This window comes from Streptomyces sp. NPDC001544 (assembly GCF_042894285.1).
In the GTDB taxonomy this organism is placed as follows: domain Bacteria; phylum Actinomycetota; class Actinomycetes; order Streptomycetales; family Streptomycetaceae; genus Streptomyces.
Window position 1 is genome coordinate 33,063 of sequence record NZ_JBIAVN010000014.1, and the last position, 19,836, is coordinate 52,898.

Annotated in this window: 16 protein-coding genes and 2 pseudogenes; 6 read left to right on the forward strand and 12 right to left on the reverse strand. The window is 67.6% G+C overall.

The window, feature by feature from the left end; genetic code table 11:
• Positions 1–46 precede the first annotated feature (46 nt).
• The 3 genes from ACFY0F_RS28985 (at position 47) to ACFY0F_RS28995 (ending at position 5,452) form a co-directional block, all read left to right on the forward strand.
• Complete coding sequence (locus tag ACFY0F_RS28985) at positions 47–523, forward strand: hypothetical protein (protein WP_388800487.1); 477 nt, start codon at positions 47–49, stop codon at positions 521–523.
• A 95-nt stretch (positions 524–618) separates the two neighbouring features.
• On the forward strand, positions 619–1,176 hold the full coding sequence (locus tag ACFY0F_RS28990) for a SigE family RNA polymerase sigma factor (RefSeq protein ID WP_388800490.1): 558 nt from the start codon (positions 619–621) through the stop codon (positions 1,174–1,176).
• A 724-nt stretch (positions 1,177–1,900) separates the two neighbouring features.
• Positions 1,901–5,452, forward strand: a complete 3,552-nt coding sequence (locus tag ACFY0F_RS28995) for a hypothetical protein (RefSeq protein WP_388800493.1) — start codon at positions 1,901–1,903, stop codon at positions 5,450–5,452.
• 610 nt (positions 5,453–6,062) lie between these two features.
• Here ACFY0F_RS28995 and ACFY0F_RS29000 read toward each other — a convergent pair.
• The 4 genes from ACFY0F_RS29000 to ACFY0F_RS29015 form a co-directional block, all read right to left on the reverse strand.
• Entirely contained in the window at positions 6,063–6,191 is a 129-nt protein-coding gene (locus ACFY0F_RS29000; RefSeq protein ID WP_388800496.1) for a hypothetical protein, read from the reverse strand.
• Positions 6,192–6,995: 804 nt separating this feature from the next.
• Positions 6,996–7,208 carry a hypothetical protein gene (locus ACFY0F_RS29005; protein WP_388800499.1) on the reverse strand — a complete coding sequence of 71 codons (213 nt, stop codon included), beginning with the start codon at positions 7,206–7,208 and terminating at the stop codon, positions 6,996–6,998.
• 51 nt (positions 7,209–7,259) lie between these two features.
• The gene (locus ACFY0F_RS29010; RefSeq protein WP_388800502.1) at positions 7,260–10,517 is read right to left on the reverse strand and encodes an RHS repeat-associated core domain-containing protein; all 3,258 of its coding nucleotides are present in this window, start codon (positions 10,515–10,517) and stop codon (positions 7,260–7,262) included.
• Positions 10,518–10,686: 169 nt separating this feature from the next.
• Complete coding sequence (locus tag ACFY0F_RS29015; protein ID WP_388800506.1) at positions 10,687–11,211, reverse strand: hypothetical protein; 525 nt, start codon at positions 11,209–11,211, stop codon at positions 10,687–10,689.
• Positions 11,212–11,941: 730 nt separating this feature from the next.
• Here ACFY0F_RS29015 and ACFY0F_RS29020 point away from each other — a divergent pair.
• Positions 11,942–12,535 (forward strand): annotated as a pseudogene (locus ACFY0F_RS29020) (ISL3 family transposase); the annotation flags it as partial.
• Between the two features lie 463 nt (positions 12,536–12,998).
• Positions 12,999–13,376: a transposase gene (locus tag ACFY0F_RS29025; protein WP_388800509.1), complete on the forward strand. Its 378-nt coding sequence runs from the start codon at positions 12,999–13,001 to the stop codon at positions 13,374–13,376.
• 109 nt (positions 13,377–13,485) lie between these two features.
• Here ACFY0F_RS29025 and ACFY0F_RS29030 read toward each other — a convergent pair whose 3' ends face one another.
• Both ACFY0F_RS29030 and ACFY0F_RS29035 read right to left on the reverse strand, forming a co-directional pair.
• Positions 13,486–13,797, reverse strand: a complete 312-nt coding sequence (locus ACFY0F_RS29030; RefSeq protein WP_388800512.1) for a hypothetical protein — start codon at positions 13,795–13,797, stop codon at positions 13,486–13,488.
• Positions 13,798–14,013: 216 nt separating this feature from the next.
• Entirely contained in the window at positions 14,014–14,610 is a 597-nt protein-coding gene (locus ACFY0F_RS29035; RefSeq protein WP_388800515.1) for a TetR family transcriptional regulator, read from the reverse strand.
• A gap of 95 nt (positions 14,611–14,705) precedes the next feature.
• Between ACFY0F_RS29035 and ACFY0F_RS29040 the strand changes: the two genes are divergently transcribed.
• Positions 14,706–15,749, forward strand: coding sequence for an NAD(P)-dependent alcohol dehydrogenase (locus ACFY0F_RS29040; RefSeq protein ID WP_388800518.1), 1,044 nt, complete (start codon positions 14,706–14,708; stop codon positions 15,747–15,749).
• A gap of 63 nt (positions 15,750–15,812) precedes the next feature.
• On the opposite strand, the gene ACFY0F_RS29045 is transcribed toward ACFY0F_RS29040, so the two are convergent.
• The 6 genes and pseudogenes from ACFY0F_RS29045 to ACFY0F_RS29070 all read right to left on the reverse strand — a co-directional run bounded on the left by ACFY0F_RS29045 (position 15,813) and on the right by ACFY0F_RS29070 (position 19,828).
• The gene (locus ACFY0F_RS29045; RefSeq protein WP_388800521.1) at positions 15,813–16,061 is read right to left on the reverse strand and encodes a hypothetical protein; all 249 of its coding nucleotides are present in this window, start codon (positions 16,059–16,061) and stop codon (positions 15,813–15,815) included.
• Between the two features lie 279 nt (positions 16,062–16,340).
• Positions 16,341–16,676: a carboxymuconolactone decarboxylase family protein gene (locus ACFY0F_RS29050; protein ID WP_388800524.1), complete on the reverse strand. Its 336-nt coding sequence runs from the start codon at positions 16,674–16,676 to the stop codon at positions 16,341–16,343.
• Positions 16,673–17,230, reverse strand: a complete 558-nt coding sequence (locus ACFY0F_RS29055; RefSeq protein WP_388800527.1) for a hypothetical protein — start codon at positions 17,228–17,230, stop codon at positions 16,673–16,675. Before ACFY0F_RS29055 ends, ACFY0F_RS29050 begins: the two co-directional genes overlap by 4 nt.
• A gap of 310 nt (positions 17,231–17,540) precedes the next feature.
• Complete coding sequence (locus ACFY0F_RS29060) at positions 17,541–17,678, reverse strand: hypothetical protein (RefSeq protein ID WP_388800530.1); 138 nt, start codon at positions 17,676–17,678, stop codon at positions 17,541–17,543.
• Between the two features lie 306 nt (positions 17,679–17,984).
• Positions 17,985–18,383: pseudogene (locus ACFY0F_RS29065) on the reverse strand (transposase); the annotation flags it as partial.
• Positions 18,384–19,129: 746 nt separating this feature from the next.
• Positions 19,130–19,828, reverse strand: coding sequence for an alpha/beta fold hydrolase (locus ACFY0F_RS29070; protein ID WP_388800533.1), 699 nt, complete (start codon positions 19,826–19,828; stop codon positions 19,130–19,132).
• Positions 19,829–19,836 lie beyond the last annotated feature (8 nt).

Genomic DNA, 19,836 nt, shown 5'->3' on the forward strand with positions numbered 1-19,836 from the left:
GCGGACACACGCGTCACGACACACGGACACAACGGGAGACAGCGTCATGCTTACAAGGAAGACGACCGCGGCGGCCGTCGCCGCCACCCTGCTGATCGGCACTCCGGCCGTGGCAGCAGCAGCCACACCCCGCACGACGCCGGACAGCCGGACGGTGGCAAGCACCTGTGGCCGTAGCGTCAACCCCAACACCTACTTCCGCCCCGGGATGCGGCACGCCGGCCCCTCGGCCTGGATCGGCAGCACTCGGATCCAACTGCGCTACGGCAACCGACCCGGAGGACCGCGCTACTACTGGGCCACGATCACGCACGCCAGCCGGGGCAACAAGGTCACCCTCTACTGGGACATCGACCACGGCGGGTCCTGGCGCGACAGCGGCGCCTGTTCGGCGACCGTGCACTCTGGAGGCGCGCAGAACACCCGAGCCGTCAAGGCCGTTTACGGCAACGGCTTCCATCTGGAAGCGGAGGCATGCGGCCACCACGCAGGCCGCACCAGATGCACCGCGTCGCTCCCCTAGCGGTGAGCGCCCCTGGCGGTGAGCAACGGACGGCGCCGGGCCGGGCCCACCAGCCCGCCCGGCGCCGCCGCCCACGCACGAAAGGAACCGCACGCATGAACCCCCGCCAACCCCGCACCATGGTCCTGGACTTCGAGGAGTACGTCCGTACCCGGCATGCCGCTCTGCTGCGTAGCGCCCGGCGTCTGGTTGCCGACCCGTTTGACGCCCAGGACCTGCTCCAGATTGCGCTGGTACGAACGTACCTCCGCTGGGATGGCATAGCGGACAAACAGCTCGCGGATGCCTACCTGCGCCGTGTCATGATCAACACTCGCACCGAGTGGTGGCGGGCCCGGAGACTGGAAGAACTTCCCACCGAGCAGCTACCGGACACGAGCATTGAGGACCCCGCCGAGCAGCAGACCGACCGCCAGTTACTGATGGACCTCCTGAAGACACTGACACCCCAGCAGCGCAGCGTCGTCGTCCTGCGGCACTGGGAGCAGATGACGATCCAAGAGACGGCCGCCGCCCTCCGCATGGCGCCCGGAACAGTCAAAAGCACCCTGCACAGGGCGCTCGCCCGGCTCCGCCAGGAGCTGCACCGCCAGGACCTCGAGTCTGTCCGGCCGCTCCAAGGCGCGCAGCCGGCCGAATCCAGCGCCGCATGAGCCGACCAAGGCAAGCAGATTACTGAAGCAGGCTCTCGCGCCCGCCGAGCCGCTCCAGCAGACATCCGAACGGCGGCCACCCATGGAGCACACCCTGGTTGCTGCTACGTCGGCATGCAGGGCGGTCCACAGAGCGAAGAGACGCACCTTGAAGTGCGTCGGCCACGGCCGTAGCGCAGTTGCAGTCCCGTGGATGTCCTTAGCCCCCTCAGGTGCAGCAGCCCGATTACGTCAGTGCCACGGCCGGCCCGCCCTGTCGCGGACCGGACTCAGCGATCCCGCCTGCCAGCCCCTGGCCTGCGCTGCTGGCAGTCGCACAGGACCTTGTTGAGCCAGCCCGGCCGGGCGTGATCGGAGGAGGCGGCGCTCTGGCCCGCTATCGGTACGCAGGGCGCGCCCACGGGGACAGCAACTACCGCTACGCGCATGGCCCGTCCCTGAGCAGGCTGTCTACCGCTCTGATCAATGGCCGCGTTGCACATCCTGGACATGGCGGCGGTGTTGACCAAAGAGGACGCCTTCGTGTTGCCCTCTCGCTGCGCGCGTGCGTACCTTGTCGGGCCTGGTGCCGCGTCCACGGGGGAGGCTGGCGGACAAGAGGGGTGAGCTGCCCATGGCAGGACGTCCTGAGAGCCCACTCGATCCCAGTACGGGACCGGCGGCGCGGCTCGCTGCCGAATTACGCAAACTCCGGGCTGAGGCCGGCAGCCCGACCTACAGGGTGATGGCGCAGCGCACCGGGCAGGGAGCAAGCACCCTGTCGCAGGCAGCTGCAGGGGAACGGCTGCCGACCCTGCCGGTGGTGCTGGCATACGTGCGAGCCTGCAAGGGTGACCTGAGGGAATGGGAGGACCGGTGGCATGAGGCAGCCGCGGAAGAGGCTGCTGAGCCTCACACCTCAGACGAAGAAGCAGAACCTCCCTACCGGGGGCTGGCCCGCTTCGAGCCCGGCGACGCCGAGCTGTTCTTCGGCCGTGATGAGCTCACCGAACGCCTGCTTCAGCAGTCCCGTTCCCGCCGGTTCACTGCTGTGTTCGGGCCGTCGGGCAGCGGCAAGTCCTCCCTGCTGCGCGCCGGCCTCATCCCGCGCCTGCGCAGCGCGGAGGCGACCGGTCCGCAGCCGGCTGCGGTGCGCGTCCTCACTCCCGGGGAGCATCCCCTGCGCGTCCACGAGCAACGGCTGATAGCGAAGGACGCCGACGGTGAGACGTGGCTGATTGTCGACCAGTTCGAGGAGGTCTACACCCTCTGCACCGACCCGGCCGAACGCGACCAGTTCATCGACCGCCTCCTGGCCGCCACCGATCCTGCGAGCCGTCTGCGGGTCGTCATCGCCGTGCGGGCCGATTTCCTCGGCCGCTGCGCCGAACACCCAGCGCTGACCGCCGCCTTACAGGACGGCACCGTGCTGGCCGGCCCTATGAGCCGCGACGAATTACGCGAGACCATCACCAAGCCCGCCCAGGCCGCGGGAATGATCGTGGAACGCGCCCTGACCGCGCGCATCCTCAACGAGGTCGAAGACGAACCCGGCGCCCTGCCCCTGATGTCCCACGCCCTGCTGGAGACCTGGCGCCGCCGCAAAGGCCGCGCACTGACCACCCAGGCCTACGAAGCGGCCGGTGGCCTCCACGGTGCCATCGCCCGCACCGCCGAAAACGTTCACACCCAGCTGACGCCCTCGCAGGCTGATCTCGCACGCCGCATCCTGCTGCGCCTGATCACCCCGGGCGAGGGAACCCCCGACACCCGGCGGCCCGCTCCCCGCACCGAACTCGACTTCGGCGACCCCGACGACACCGCCCAGATCCTCGAACACCTCGCCCGCGCCCGCCTGCTCACCCTCGAGCACAACACCGTCGACCTGGCCCACGAAGCCTTGATTATTGCCTGGCCGAGGCTGCGGGCATGGATCAACGAAGCACGCGACCGCCTGCGCCTTCACCGTCAGCTCACCGAAGCCGCACGGGCCTGGGACGACCTCAACCGTGACCCGGGCGCGCTGTATCGCGGCACCCGGCTCACCGCCGCAGAGGACGCCTTCGCCACCCTCGACTCCGCGAACGACCTCACCACTCTCGAACGGGAGTTCCTCAACGCCAGCACCGCTGCTCACGACCGCGAAACCTTCGCGGCCGCCCGCGCGGCCCGTCGACTGCGTCAGTTCGCTGCCACCCTGTCCGTCCTTCTCGTTCTCGCTGTGCTCGCGGGTCTGGCCGCCTGGAACCAATACCAAATCAGTGAGCAGCGGCAACGCCAGGAACTCACCGCACACTCATCTGCGCGCTCAAGCCAGCTGGCCGCAGAGTCAACCGGCCTCCTCAAGACCAGTCCCGACCTGGCCTCGCTGCTGGCAGTCCAGGCCTACCGGACTAGCCCCACCAGCGAAGCCGTCAGCAGTCTCTTCACGGCTGCGGCCCTCCCGCTTGAACACCGGCTCACCAACGCCGGCACTGCGGTAACGCTGTCCTTCAGCGGGGATGGGCGCACGCTCGCCATCGGCGGTGACGACGGGAAAGTGAGGCTGTGGAGCACCACAAGGGGGAAACTCCAGACCTTCGTCCACCAAGCCGGCGGCATGGTCACTTCGGTGAAGTTCAGCCCTGACGGAAAGACGCTGGCCAGCGGCGGTGACGACGGGAGAGTGCGGCTGTGGAACATGGCCACAGGCGAGTCCCGGCTCCTTCCGGGGCACCTCGGAGCCGTGGACACGATCGCCTTCAGCCCGGATGGACAGACGTTGACCAGCGACGGCGATCGCACAGTGCGGCTGTGGAACCTGACCACCGGCAAGTCCAGGTCCGTAGCCACACCTCCGGGCACTGACATCCAGTCCGTGGCCTCCAGCCAGGATGGGCGGAGTCTGGCCAGCGGTGACCTCGCCGGGAGGGTGCGGCTGTGGCACGTCACCACCGGCAAGTCCCGTCTTCTCGATGGCCACATTGGATCCGTGGATTCGGTCGCCTTCAGCCCGGATGGACGGACGCTGGCCAGCGGCGGCGACACCGGGAGAGTGCGGCTGTGGAACCTGACCACCGGCAAGTCGACAACCTTTGGCACCGGTGCTCATGGCGTCGTGGCCGCCGAATTCAGTCATGACGGGCAGACCCTGGCCACCGGCGGCGGCGACGGCACGGTGCAGCTGTGGGACACGGCGAATAGTCAAGTTCGCGCGGAACTCGTTGGACATACCGACACCGTCACAGCACTGGCGTTCAGTCGGGATGGGCGGACACTGGCCACCGGCAGCAACGACGGCTCAGTACGACTGTGGGAGACGGCAGCAGGGAAACATCTCGCCTTCCGGCACGAAGTCGCCGGCGCGGTGCATCCGGTGGCGTTCAGCCGCGATGGGCGGACGCTGGCCAGCGGCGACGACAATGCCGTACGACTGTGGGACGTGGCCACCGGCGGGTCCCGCCTCCTGGGCCGGCACACCGCAGGTGTGTCGGCAGTCGCATTCAGTCCCGATCGCCACACGCTGGCGAGCGGCTACGATGACGGATCAGTGAGGCTGTGGGACGTCTTCACCAAGAGATTCAGAACCCTCACGATCCGCCATCCCAGCACGATGGACACGGTTGCATTCAGCCCCGACGGGCGGATGCTGGCCACCGGCGGGGAAGACAGGATGATACGGCTGTGGGACCTGACAACTGGCAGATACAGAATCCTCGCCGGGAACCTCGGCCCCGTGCCGTCGCTTGTCTTCAGTCCGGATGGGCGGATGATAGCCAGCGGCGACATCGACGGGGCGATACAGCTGTGGGATGTGGCCACCGGTACATCCCGGTCCGTGAGCGTCGGTGACCTCAACAGCGGCATTCAGTCCGTCGACTTCAGCCCGGACGGGCGGACGATAGCCAGCGGCGGCGATGACGGGAGGGTACGACTGTGGAACATGACCACCCGCAAGTCCCGCCTCCTTCCAGGACATGCAAGCTCCGTAGGGACGGTCGCATTCAGTCCTGACGGGCGCACGCTGGCCAGCGGCGGCGACGATGCTCAGGTCGTGCTCTGGAATACGGCCACAGGGAATGCACGCACCACCTTCACCAGGAACAGTGACGCCATCCAGTCATTGGCTTGGAGCCCCGACGGCCGCTCCCTCGCTTGGGGAGCTGCCGATCAGACAGTGCAGTTGTGGAATGTGTCTCTGCCGGACCCGACTCGCTCGATCAGAAAGATCTGCCAAGCTCTCCACAGAGACCTCACCTATGGTGAACGCGCACTCTATCTGCCCAATGGACCTGCCAGCCCGCCTTGCTCCCAGTGATCGGGAGTCGGACTTCGGTACCAACCGGTCCCTCAACTTCGGGCATGCCGGGCCCCGACCGCCGTGGCGGTGAGCCAGTCGGCGGCTTCGGCGTCGGTCATCAGCAGCACCTGAGCGGGGTGGGCGTCGCCGTCCTGGACGACGTGGACGCGGCCCGGGAACGGGCTGCTCTAGGGAGCGGGGTCGACTATCGGGGCCAGCCCCTGCCACATGCCGGCGCTGACCCGGGCGAGGATGACGGTGGAGAACTGCTCGCGGGCACCGGGGATGAGGCGACCGCCGACGGTGGCGGGTCCGTCGTAGATAACGTGGATGCGGGCCGCGCGCCCCTCGTACAGAACGGCCTCGAGGGCGGCGATGGCCGGGGACCGCTTCGGGTCGTCCTGCTGCCGGAACCGCCACGGAGCAGCTGCTGAACGCTTTGGGCGACAAGGAGAACACCGCGCACCGGGAGGTCGCCGTGGAGGCGTCCGGCCGGGCCATTAACGCGGCCACCGCGCCACGGGTGTCCTGGCGGGCGCGTGGCGGGCCGTTGGAGCGGGCTGAGTTGTCCCTTCACAACCGGCGGGCCCGACGAGGGTCCCGCAAGCGGCTGCGGGCCCTCGATGCGTCAGTGGCGGGTCTCCCACCACAGGACGATCAGGGTCATGGCGCCGCTGCCGAGCTCGTGCGCCGCTCCCTGCATGAACTCGCCCGTGAGATTCTGCCCTCGTCGGCCGAGCCAGGACTGGACTGGCATACACGCCATCCTGGACATGGTCATCCACGCCTTCGACTGAGCCAGGCGGTCAGGGAGTGCCGCCGGTCCAGTCGAAACGGGCCGGGTCGCCGGGGCGCGGTGCGTACATCGGACGGCAGCCAGCGCCGAACTGGCCCAGCTCGGTGGAGAGCGCGCGCTGTGGACTTTCACGAACGGACCCGGGATCAGCGCCTCTGGGATCTATACCACATGGCGAATAGAATTTAGATCAACGCAATGATACCTACGCCTATCCAGGCCCTGGTGAAGCCGGTAGCAGCAGCAGTGACCCCTATGATCAGGCCGATCACCAGCAGCATCGTTGCGAATTGGAAGTAGCGGCGGATCGCCGCTTTCTGCCTTATGTTCGGTTCAAGTCCTGGCATGTGCGCCCTCGCCGGTGATCAGCCGGGGCGCTGGGCTTACTCCCTACGCCCCGGCCATGGTCATCCCGAGATTGCGTTACTAGTGATTGTTCCTGCTGCCCATCCGGCGGCGAAACACTCGAGGGATGCGCCTTCGGATGCGCCCGGCCGAACCGGTGAACCCGACACCTCGCAAACCCGCCCTGACCAGCTAGTCAGCACCTCCCGCACAGCAGGGGAAGCTCAACGCAGCATCCCGCTGAATAGTCCGCTGTCGCCCGCCGCGGTCGGGTGACCGGATGCGTGGTGCATTCGGACCGCGGGGGTCGCCCCCATCGCTATGGGCGCGCGTCGCCAGTAATCAATCCAGCAATGCTTCTCGCCTGCTGGGGCAGCACGGGCGGACCGTGCTGCCCCAGCGGCATTGGGTAAGGAAAGGTCACCGGCGACGGGCTCGTGTTACGCCGATACCTGCTCCTACTACGAGCAAAGCAGGCAGTGGGGCCAGCCATGCTTCCTTGGGTGCAGATCCACTTATGGTCATGACGACGCCGATCAGCACATAGACGGCCAGGAATGCGGCAACCAGATTGCCCCACGGATGACCGCGCGTACTGTTTTCGGCGGCCTCGATCTTGCGGCCGATTCCCACGGTGACCTCCTGTTCGTGGTCTTGCTTACGTTGAGCTTCGGTGTGCGGACGTCAGGAAAGCCATGCCTCCACGCCCTTACTTGTGTTATAGCCCGCGGCAAAACACCCGACAGTCGAGAGGAAGCCGCTCTCCGGCCCAGTCGCCGCCTCGCAGACGGCACCTACCACGTAACCCGCAGCGAGACTCGCAGCGGCGCGTGCAGCCCCCGTGACATTGCCAGAGAACAGATCCTGCCCGATGCTCCAGAATTCTTTGGCGTTCTCGGCCCAGCCGACGAACTTGTCGAGATCCGGAAGGGAGAAGGCCCCTGTGGGATCTGTTCGGTTGACAGGGTCCCCTTGGGCATAGAGGTACGCATTTCCTTCTTTGCCGCTGGGGTCGGGTTGGGTGAAGCGGCCGAGGGCGGGGTCGTAGTAGCGGGCGCCCATCTTGTACAGCCCGGACGGGTCGAGGTAGGCGCTGGTGTAGCGAAAGGGTTGCTGGGTCCCGGTGTTGGTGCGCTGTTCGCCGTAGGGACCGTAGGTGTAGGTGGCGGTGCGCTTGCCCGTGGTGTCGACCATGCCTATGACCGAGTTCTGGGCGTCTGTGAGGTAGTACTGGCTGCTGCCCCCGCTCCTCATGGCCACCAGGGTGCCCGACGGTTCGCGGACGAAACCGGTGGCGGCGCCGGAGGCGCTCTGGCCGGTGAGGCCGACCGCGGCGTTGGTGAAGGTGGTGCTGTCGCGGGTCAGGCGCTGGGTGTTGTCCACGCCGGCGTAGGTCTGGTTGGTGGTGGCGCCAGACTGGGTGTAGGCGGCGAGCTGGGTGAACGGGGTCCAGTTCTCGCTGGTGCGGGTGCCGGTGGGGCCGGCGGCGGAGGTCTCGTTTCCGGCGCCGTCGTAGCCGAAGCCGGAGTCGGAGTCGTAGGCGGTCAGTTCACCGGCGTCGTTGTAGGTGTAAGTGTGCTGGGCCTTGTCACAGGCCGGGAGTGACGTGCCGGTGGAGCTTCCCGTGCGGTTGCCCGCCTTGTCGTAGCAGTAGGCCCAACCTGCTGTCGTAGAGCCGCTCTTGGTCTCCACCGCCTTGGTGAGCCGGCCGACGGTGTCGTAGGTGTATGTGGTCGCGGCGCCGTCGGCGGTTCGCTTGTGGATCTTGTCCGTGTCCTTGCCGGACAGCGAGTAGTCGTAGGAGATCGACGACAGCGTTGTCGTACCGGACTTCACCTCGACCTTGGTGGGTCGGCTGGAGTCGTCCGGGGTGACGGTCTGGGTCGTGCCGCCGGGGAAGGTGGTCTTGGTGCGCTTGCCGTCGTTGTTGTAGTCGAACGTCGTCTTCGCGCCGCCCGGTTCGGTCACCGAGGTCAGTTCGTTGGCGTCGTCGTAGCCGTAGGTGACGGTGCCGGCGGAGTCGGTGGCGGTGGCGACGTTGCCGGATGGGTCGTAGGTGATCGACGTCGTGCCGGTGCCGGGCAGGGTGCGGATGCGTTCGCGGTTCTGCTCGTCGTAGGTGAACGTCGACGTGCCCGCCGGGGTGGTGCGGGTCTTGAGGTTGCCGTCCGCGTCGTAGGTGAAGGCGGCTGTGGTGCTGCCGGCGGTCTGGGTCTTGACGCGGTCGCGGTTGTCGTAGGTGTAGGTGGTGGTGATGCCGCGGCCGTCGGTGACGGTCTTCTGCCGGCCCAGGTCGTCGTAGGTGTAGGTGACGGGCTTGAGCGGGCCGGGCGGGGTGACCTTGGTCAGGTTGCCCTCGGAGTCGTAGGTGTAGCTGGTCTTCTTCTCACGGGGGTCGGTGGCGGTGCAGCGCTGGCCGGGCAGGCCGCCGCAGTCCATCGTCCCGGTCTTCGGGTTGTAGGTGTAGGTCCACTTCGCGGCGGTGCCGCCGGTGGTGGTGTCGGTGGAGGTGAGCAGGTTGCCGGAGTCGTCATAGCCGTTGGTGGTCTTGTCCGCCGAGGCCGAGGTGAGCGTGTCGGGGAAGTAGCCGCTGCCCTTCTTCACCCACGACGCCGTGGCCTGCGCGCCGGTGGGGATGGTCACGCTCTTGGGATTGAGGGCGTCGTCGTAGGTGAACTTGGTGACGTTGCCGTCCTCCGGGCTGGCGCCCATGGCGTCGGTGGCGGTGGCGATGTCGTTGTCCGGGCCCCAGGACTTGGAGCGGGTGTGGCCCAGGGGGTCTTCGGTCTTCTTGGTGCGCCAGTAGCCGTCGACGGTCTTGAGGGTGTTCTTGCCGCGCGGGTCGGTGATCCGCACGACGCCTTCCTGGTCGGTGTTCTCCTGGCCGAGAATCCACCGGAAGGCGGTGGTGTTCCCGGCGCCGGTCGCGTTGTCGACCACGCGGGTGAGGGAGGCGACGCGCAGGCTGTCCCAGGTGAAGGTGGTCTGCCGGCCCTCGGGCGTGGTGATCTTCGTCAGGCGGTTGGAAGTGTCGTAGTCGAAGACGGTGGTCTTGCCGTCGGTGTCGGTGAACGTCTTGATCAGGTCACCGGTGTAGGTGTAGCCAACGGAGCGGCCGGTGTTGTCGGTGGCCTTGGTGATGTGGCTGCCGTCGTTGGTGAGCGTCAGCGTCCGGCCCGATGCCGCGGTGATCTTGGATGTGAAGGCGCCGGAGTAGGTGATCGTGGTGGCGTTGCCGTTCTTGTCCTCCACCTTCGACACCCGCGCGTCCCCGGTCGTCCCGGAGCGGGTGAAGGTCGTCTTCTCGCCCGTGCGGCGGCTGGTGAGGGTGAAGGACTTCTTGTCGGCCGCCTCGGTGAGGTCCTGCTTGTAGCCCTTGGCCGGGGTGAAGCCGTCCCCGTCCCGGGCGAAGACGGCGGCCGTTCCGGTGGGGCCCTCGACGATGACCGCGTTCGGGGTCGCCTCGTAGATGCGGTAGTCGGCGCCGGTGGTGGCGTTCCAGCCCACCTGGTTGAGGCTGTTGAAGGTGTTGCCCCACGCCAGGCCGGGCCCGGCGTCGGCGATGTCGAACCCGTCGACGGTGACCAGCAGGTTGCCGTTGCCGTAGTTGACTTGCGCACTCACGGCGTCGGACAGCTGGGCGGTGTAGAACTCCGACCACGGCACCTGCCCCACACCCAGCGCGGTGACGCCCGGGTCGGCCGCGACGGTCTTCACCGGCTCACCCGGCTTGCCGGTGGTCCTGACCGGTGTGCTGGCCGGCGGTTCGGTGACGCCCAGCGGTGTCGGGCCGGTCTTCGCCGCAGTGGCCGCCGCCAAGGTACGTGCTTGTGCACCCGGCTGTGCGATCGCCGGGAGGGCGGCCGTGATCATGGCGGTCGAGGTGGCCACGACCACGACCGACAACGGCAGCCATCGTCTACGCCGGGGTAACGCGGGCATGCGAACATTCACGAGGATCTCTCCAATGCTCGAGACAGCGGATGTGAGCAGGTCCGAACAGGGGTGGCACCCGGGCAAGGGGTGCCACCCCGCCCTGCGTGTGGAGCAGTCGGCCGGCGACCGGTGGCAAGTACGGCCGGGCCGATCCGGAACAGCGTTTGATGCCGCGTCAGCAGCGTTGCGAGGAACGGGCCGTGTACGGTCCCGCCTCGTTCGGGAGGGTCAGCGTCCCCTCACCCGACGTGCACTCACCAGTAGTGTCGGCGGCATTTCCCCAGAACTCCTGCGCGTGCGTGCCGAACTCGAGCCTCTGGCCCACTAGGAAGTTGCGCTTGTACGACCAGACGCCGACCTTCACATCGAAGTTGATGTTCTTGTCCAGGAACGACTTCCACACCCACAGGTAGCCGTAGTTCTTGTTGCAGTTGGGCGAGTAGAACTGCTTGACCGAGGCGATCGTGTCCGGGCCCCGGTATATGTAGGACGTTGTGCCGATCTGATAGGCGTCGGAGCACACACCGGCCGCCTGCGCCGCCGAACTCGCGGGATTGCCCGCCTCCGTGCCGGCCGTACCAGTCTGGGTGTTCGGGGTGCTCGGCGCCGGCCCCGTGCCTGCCGACGCCACCCCTGTACCCAGCAGCGATAACGCAGCCCCGGTCACCATCGCCACGACCGTCATACGCGCACGTCTCACGTGCGTCCCCCTCTGCGAAGAAAGCGCAGCCCCCATGGATCCGACACGAGCAACCCAGGAGGCTCACGCGGAACAAAGACGCACCCAGTGGTGCGCCTTCACATCCTCACCACGCCCTGACGGGGAGCGGCACGTTCCATGAATCAAACACGGACCGCTACGACCGACACAGCGAGTAATGAAACATATTTTCGAGACTTCCGCCTTCGTTGTCGAGGCTAAGCAGCCGAAGTCAAGAACCGATCAAAGGGCAGCTGGCGGACGACCCCCCACGTTCGATAGCCGCCTCTGGTCATGTGACATCCCAGACAGGCATGCACGCCACAAACTCGGGCACCCGAAAGGGCTTACCTCAAGGCACGGAGCGTGGCCGCCCTGTTGCCACTGCCCCGGCGCCGAGACTCACCTGCTTCCCGCCTGCCCCTGACGGGCACTCGAACGGGCGCATCGAACCGAACCCTGATGGCGCTCTTTGAAATCTGGCTCTGTCCGCAGTTCCGTGAATCCCCATGTCAGCGGTGTGAGCGAGGGATCGTTCGGCAGAGTATGTCCTGGCATGGCGAACAAGACGGTCGAGGCTGTGCTGTTTCCCGGGATCGATGTGCGAGTGGAGCGCGTCAGCGACTCCTCCGACGTCCTCGTGGTGGAGGCCGTGTCCACCGCTCGCCCGGGCCGGTGCCCGGACTGCCGGAAACAGGCGAGACGCATACACAGTTAATACCAGCGCGCCCTGGACGAAAGGCCATTGGCATCTCGCCGGGTCATAGTCCGGCTGCGGGTCCGCCGGTACTTCTGTGACCGGAAAAGCTGTTCCCGCAAGACGTTCGTCGAGCAGGTGCCAGGGCTTTCTGAGCGGCACCGCCGCTCCAGCACCGGGCTGACAGGCTGGCTGCGGTCGATCGCGCTCGAGCTCGGCGGCCGTCCGGCCGCACGATTGTGCCGCCGCCCGCGGATGGCTGCGGGCCGTACCCGGCTGCTCAGGCTGCTGGTAGCGCCGACGGTGCCGGACCGTGCGCCGCGGGTACTGGGGGTGGACGAGTTCGCCTTCCGCAAGGGCTGCACCTACGGCACCGTGCTGGTCGACGTCGAGGCCGGCCGGGCCGTGGACGTGCTGCCCGACCGCACCTCGGAGACGTTCGCAGCCTGGCTCACCGAACATCCCGGCGCCGAGATCATCCGCCGGGACCGGGCCACCGCCTACACCAAGGCAGTCAAGGAGGCCGCTCCTCATGCCCTGGAAGTCGCCGACCGCTGGCACCTGCTGCAGAACCTGTCCTCCGCAGTGGAGAAGACTTGCCACCAGCACCGCGACTGCCTGCGCAAACGTGCCGAGGAGGAGACGATGACCGAGGTGCCGGAGCTGCCCCAGATGCAGTTACCGCCCGCGGAACTGCCCCGCACCCAGACCATCGAACGCACCCGCCACCGCTACGAGGACATCCACCGCCTGCTGGAGAAACGCTGGACGATCAGCGCCATCGCCCGCCGCCTCGGCCTCGACCGCAAGACCGTGCGCCGCTTCCGCGACACCGACCTCGACGAACTACTGGCCTCCGCCCGCGAGCGCCGCCCAACGGCGTCCTGGAGCCGTTCAAGGCATACCTCAACACCCGCTTCACCGAAGCCAAGGGCCAGGTCAGCGGCACCCGACTGTTCCTGGAGATCCAGGCCCGCGGCTAACGAGGCAGCCGCCAGGTCGTTCGCAAACACCTCGCCGCCCTCCGCGCGGGCACCGCCGAACCGGTCCCAGCCGGCATCCCGAGCCCCGCAAGATCACCTCGTGGATCATGCAGCCCAGAGAAACACTCACCGAAAGCCAGGACAAGCGACTCCTTCAAGTCCGGCTCGCCTGCCCGGACATCACCCGGGCCTGCGATCTCGCTCGGGCGTTCGCCGACCTGGTCCGTCACCAGCGCGGATACCTGTTGCTGGAGTGGATCCGGCAGGCCGAGCAGGACGCACCGAAGCCCATGAAGGGCTTCGCCGGCTTCCTCCGCCAGGACCTCGACGCCGTCACCGCCGGACTCACCCTCCGGTGGAGTTCCGGTGTGGTCGAAGGACACGTGAACCGCGTGAAAACACTCAAACGAGCCATGTACGGCCGGGCCTCGTTCGAACTCCTCCGCACTCGCATCCTCACTCAGCCATCGATGCCCCTTCAGTAGGCCTCTGGTGGTGAGGAAGGTTGAGCTGTTCATGCAGGAGAGCCGCAGCCTGGAGGTCATTGGTGACCATCACCTGAGCCAACCTGCCCGCGACTGCGATCACGTTGCCCTAGGCTGGAGCGTCTAGGTAGACCTCGTCCGGGGCACCGCGCCCCACTTCTTCCTGCACGGTCGAGTAGACCTCGCCCAGCTCCTTCATGAGCGCGACTTCCTCCTCGGTCCGCAGGCTCTTGCCCAGCCACGGCGCGGGATCGTCTGCGTTGCAGAAGTCGTCGAACAGTACGGTGACCACGTAGTCCAGGCCCTCGAACTCCTCTGGCCGCAGCCAGACATCGCGCTGCCACGACGGACTCGCAAGGGCGAGAACCGCTGGCACAACATGAAGTCGGAAGACCGGGACCTCAATGCCGTGATCCGTCACGAGGCGAGCCTACTGACAGGGCGGGGGACACAACCCACTGACCAGTGCGCTGTTCACGGAACTGCGGACAGAGCCCTGGAATCGGCCATGGCTGCTCGTCGCTCCACTCGCTTCGCCCCTCAACCGAGTGGGGAGCGAAGACGAGCGCCTTGCAGGTGAAGGCCGGGCTCGCACGCTCGTTGGGTGTGCGGGCCGCACCGAACCGTCGTGGTCTGCTCAGGCTCCCCGGTCCGGGGCGACGGCGCGGCTTACGCAGTCTCGGAGCAGGGTGCGCCGGTGGTCGTGCACGCTCGTGGGCTCCTGGGCGGAGGCAGCGTAGACGTTGCTCACCGGGGACCAAGCCATGGACATGGCGATGACCATGGCCATTACGTCGAAGGGGTCTCCCTGCCTGATGCGTCCGGCGGCCTGGGCCTCTGCGATGGCGCGGAGTTTGTGGTCGTCGTAGCGGTCGTGGTCCGCCACGAGATAGCCGGTCGGGCGGCGCTCCAAGCGTGCCCAGGTCGCGAGCCGGATCAGATCGGGGCGGCTGAGGTACTCGTCGTAGAGGCGCACCGCCCAGTCGGCGAGGTCTTCGGCGTCGATGGGGACGACGTTGGTGATCCGCTCCAGTGAGGCGAAGAAGATCGCGTCGAAGAGCTGTTCCTTGTTGCCGAAGTAGCCATAAAGCTGCGCCTTGTTGGTGCGTGCGGCGGCGATGATTCGCTCAATGCGTGCGCCTGCGATGCCGTACCGGGCGAACTCCTCGGTGGCGGCGTCGACGATGCGCTGGTACGTCGCGGCTCCGCGGCTGCTGGATGGCTGGTCAGGCATACTCCGCACCCTAACAGACAGACTCGTCTGTTTGCTTATCGGCTGGCATGCACCTACTCTCAAATAGACCGAACAGTCTGTCTTAGGAGTCAGAGATGCGTCCCACGACCGGATGGCAGGCGGACAGCGCGACACGGACTTTGCGCCGCGCGACGCTGGAGCGCCGGGACCTGCGCCCGGACGACATCGCAGTACGTGTCGAGTACTGCGGCGTCTGCCACACAGACCTCCACGCACTGCAGGCGCACGAGAGCGACGCCAACGGCGTGCTCGTACCCGGACATGAGTTCACAGGCGTGGTAACCGAGGTCGGCAGCGCGGCTCCCAACTTCTCCCCGGGCGACCCCGTGGCCGTCGGCAACATCGTCGACTCGTGCGGCATGTGCCGCATGTGCCTGGCCGGCCAGGAGAACTTCTGCCGTGAGTTCCCGACGCTGACCTACGGTGGAGCCGACCGGCAGGACGGGTCGACGACGCTGGGCGGGTACTCCCGCGAGTACGTCGTGAGCAATCGGTTCGCCTACCGTCTCCCCGCGGCCCTCGACGCGGCCGCTGCAGCCCCCCTGCTCTGCGCCGGCGTCACCGTCTGGGAACCGCTGCAAGCGCTCGGAGTGGGGCCAGGCAGTACGGTCGCCGTGGCCGGGCTGGGCGGCCTGGGACACCTCGCGGTCAAGATGGCGACCGGACTCGGCGCCACGACCTCCGTCATCAGCCGGACCCCGGACAAGGCTGACGAAGCGCGCAGCCTGGGTGCGCAGGGATTCGTCGTGTCCACCGACCCCGAACAGATGGAAGCGGTCCGCGACCAGTTCGACGTGGTCATCGACACCATCTCCGCCCCCCACGACCTGGCTCCGTACCTGCGTGTGGTCGCCATGGACGGCACCCTCAGCCACCTCGGCCACCTCGAACCGGTCACCGTGGAAACCGTGGACCTGCTCATCGGCCGCAAGAAGCTCAGCTCCGCCGGCAGCGGCGGCCGCCCGTCCACAGCCGCCATGCTGCGCTTCTGCGCCGAACACGGCATCACCGCCGACATCGAACTGCTGCCGTCGTCCCAGGTGAACACCGCTCTCGAACGCCTGGAGCGCAACGACGTCCGCTACCGCTTCGTGCTGGACATGTCCGACCTGGACTGACCGGCACCGGGGCTTGTCCCACAGCAGGCCCGGCGACGACCACGAGGGCCGCCCGGACGCAGGTCAGGTGCCGCATGGGTGGGGAGATCCATCGAGCAGGTCCGGGGCATCCCCGAGCAGGGAGTGGTCGTTTTCAACGAGCGCCATCAGTATCGGTGAGAAGTGCCACTCCTGCTGGTACGTGGCGTAGAGCGGGGTGGGCGCGCTGGCCCCCGCGAGGAAGAAGACCACCACCGAGGCCTGAAGGCTGAACGCCGACCAGGGATCCAACCGCCGGTGCGGCGGAACCGCCCGGCCCTCCACTGTCGTCATCAGGACTCCTGCTCTACGGAACACGTGAACGCGATCGTCGAATGAATGGGGTCGGAGGAGAGCCGACGACCCAGTACCGTGCCGCCTGCCGCGCTTGGTCCGGAAGCGTCGGTGCCGCGACGGCCGACGCTGAGATAGCCGCGGCCGGGACCGCGCGCCAACCGTCCGGCCCTCTTCCGTCGTCACGGGACCGCTGTGCGCGGGACGCGTGGATGCGGTCCTCCATGTACGTGGAAGAGCGGGAGCGGGCGGTGGCCCGCGGACTCGGGGCGTGCGTTCTCAGTCCAGGAGCGTGCGGGCCGCGATGGCCGAGGCGCTGATGGCTGCCGGGAAGCCGGCGTAGAACGCGATGTGGGTGATGATCGCCGCGAGTTCGGCCTGGGTCACTCCGTTGTCCACGGCCCGCCGCAGTTGCGCGGGCAGTTCCTCGGCGCGGTAAAGCGCCACGACCGCGGCGACGGTGGCGATGCTGCGGTCCCGGGGACTGAGCGCGGGATCCGCCCACACCTGGCTGTACAGGGGGTCCTCCACCAGCTCAGTCAGGGCCGGGGTGAAGGCGCGGGCCATTTCACGCGGCGACGCAGGAGTGGAATGCACGGCGGGCTGCGTGGTCACTGTGCGCTCCCTGCGTGGGCGTGGCGGGCGATGCTTGCGGCGAACAGCGGGGTTTCCCGCCGGTTGTGGTCACCGGAGGCGGCCTGCCGTGCGGCGGCTGCTTCCTCGAAGGTGCCGCCGGTCTTCTCGAGGAAGCCCATGAACTCCTGGGTGGGGTGGCTGGTGACCTGGTTGGTGTAGGTGACGGTGCCGTCGCCGTTGTCCTTGGCCGACAGGTCCCAGATCACCTGGACCGTCGTCCAGCCGTGCGGGGTGAGCACATCGGAGGTGGACACCATGTGGCAGTGGTGCTTCTCGGCGATCTCGGCGACGTAGTGCTGGATCACCAGTCCGGTGCCGATCATCTCCACGTTGATCGACATCGGCCTGCCGTCGTCGGTCGTGGTGTAACCCGCCGCCTTGTGGTCGGGCGGCGCGCAGCGCTGGTACTCCTTGTCGGGCAGGTTCAGCAACCAGTCGGCGATGTCGATCGCGTCCCAGGGCGCGTCGAGCGGCGCGTGCTCCGTCGAGTTGGACAGCACCAGATCGGACAGGACCTTCTTCGGATCACTCATTGATCGCTCCTTCAGTGAGGGCCATGGCGGGAACCGAGCCGACTTCCGTAGGGGTAGGCCGACCGGACACTGCCGGTTCGAACAGCACCGAGATCACCGACGCGCGGCGTCGGTTCGGTTTCCTCGGATGCCGCAACCCTAGAACCGGTGCACCGGTGGCGCTTGTCCGTCAGCGCACCGCCTATGTCACCGCGACGCACTGCGTACGGTGCCTCCGAAGATGTGGGTCATGAGCCTGCCGGTCAGGGCGGATGCGGGACGGATGTGCCGACGGTTGCACCCGGCCTTGAGAAGACTGTCGAACGCTTCGCTACGCTCTGGCTGCGAGCGTGGCGCCGAGCGCGGCCAGAGCTGCGGCGGCCAGGGTGGTCGGGGTCCAGCCGATGTGTGCGAACAGCAGCGCTCCTGCCGCGGAACCGACGGACCCGGCTGCGAAGTAGGTCGTCATGTAGAGGGTGTTGAGACGGGCGCGCGCTTCGGGACGCTGCTGGAGGGCGTGCGTTTGATTGGCGACGTTGCTCACATGCACCGGAGTCCAGCAGCAGTGCCCCCGCACGCGGCCATCAGCGCCTTCAGTACCTGACGCTGTCGGGGATCTTGGCTTCCGCTCTGTACGTGCATCGCGCGTAGTGGGAAGTTGGAGAGTCGGCGCCGGTTGGGCTGGTCCTCAGCCTGAGGTGTTTTCACTCGCCCTAGGGAGGGTCGACCGTGGCCTCCGATCACGACATGCTGTGGCGTCGCTGCGTGCACCTGGGACGCCGATGGCACGACCGAGGTCGCTGTCGCCCGGCAGGGGTCGGTGGGCGTGCATGTCGGTGCGCAGGATGTTCGCCAGGACAAGGGCGTCGCCGGGGTCGGACTTCTTGCGCGAGACGGAGTGGCGGTCGCGGTAGCGGGCGGCCGACATCGGGTTGATCGCGAACACCTTCCGCGTCCCGGTCCGCAGCACGGCAACGAGCAGGCCGCGGGATGTCTCGATCGCCACGGGGATCGGGTTCTCCTCGGTGTTGCCGTACTCGGCAAGCAGCTCCAACAGGACCTTGTAGCCGGCCGCGTCGTCGGTGATGTGCCGCTTGGCCACTAACGTGCCGGTGTCGTCGACCAAGGCGACATCGTGGGTGCGTTCCGCCCAGTCGATTCCGCAGTAGATCAAAGTGTTCCCTCCCCTATGTGCCGGGTGTTTGCGCTGGTCACGAGCGCATGCGGGCCACGCGAGCGACCTAATCCCAGGCCTCGACCGCAGCAGGGTCGGGCCGACACCTCACTAGCCGTTCGTGGCACCAGCGCACCCCGCGGGCCCCGGTCTGCGCGGGAGCTCGAACGGCTCGGGCGGTACCAAGGGGTCACCGTGTGGCGGGCTCGCACCACCAACACCAACGAGTGATCAAGGGGCGGGTGTTGACGTTCGGCGGCGCCGGGCGGCATCAGGTCTCAGCCCGGGTCTCTCAGACCGTGCAGGCTTCAGATGTCCGTCCGGCGCCAGCGGGCGCCAACACCCCTACCGTGTGGTGGCGGCCACAAAGACGCCGAACAGCGCTCGCTCTGGGTCGAGGCATCGTGGCCGGGGACCTCAGTAGGCGTCCGCCCGGCGTCCACGCAACCGCCACCACACCGCGCACTGGGACCGCGCGCCGCTCTATGCGGAGGTCTCAGCAGACCCGGTTCGCCGGAGGCGTCGCAGCCCAGTAGTCGAACATCCCGAGGAACCCCTGCTCCATCGGGACGCCCTTAACTACGGATTAGGTTCGCCGGGTTGTTCAGTGCCCTCATCCGAAGCGAGAAGGGCATGGAAATCGTTCACCGCACTCCCGGCAGGCAGCCCAGTCCATGCCCGCACAACGACGGTCGGCTCCGGGCGTTCGGCAACGCCCGGAGCCGACCGTGCAGGTCTCTCTGTGGTCAGCCGCGGGTGGCGGCCCGGGCAACCGCTTCGGCGAGGACCGCGGCCACCTCGTCCGGGTGGGACAGGTGGGGCGAGTGCCCGGAGGGGACACGAGCTCTGTGGTCGCAGTGTGCGGCCCACTGCTCCTGGACTGCGGGCGGCAACGCCGGGTCCTCGGTGGCGACGACGTACGTCAGGGGTACCTCCGTCGGCGCGGCGGCCAGCTTCTCCGTGAAGGCGCGCGTGCCCTGCCAGTTGAGACGCCGGACCGCCTCGGCGGTCAGGGCGGGGTCGACACCGCTGAAGATCGACTGCTCGGCGTCCCCTGCCTTGACGGCGCGTCCGTCGGGCGAGTGGATCCAGGTGGGCGGGTAGTCTCCGCCCATCCACTCCATCATCGAGGTGCCGGGTTCGAGTGCGAACGCGGCCAGGTAGACCAGTTCGGCGACCCGTTCCGCCTCGGCGGCGGCCCAGGTGGCGGGCACCCCGCCGTAGGAGTGGGCGGCCAGCACCACGGGGCCACCCACCGCGTCGATCGCGTCCCGGACGGCCGCGACGTCCTCGGTCAGTCCTTCGGTGGCGGCACTGTCGGGGTTGCTGCTCGGCAGTTGCACGGCTCGGGATTCGATGCCACGGGCGGTGAGCCGCTCGCGCAGCGGCTCGAAGATCCACGGGGTGTGCATCGCCCCGTGCACCAGCACAACGGTGGGGTTCATGTGGAGCA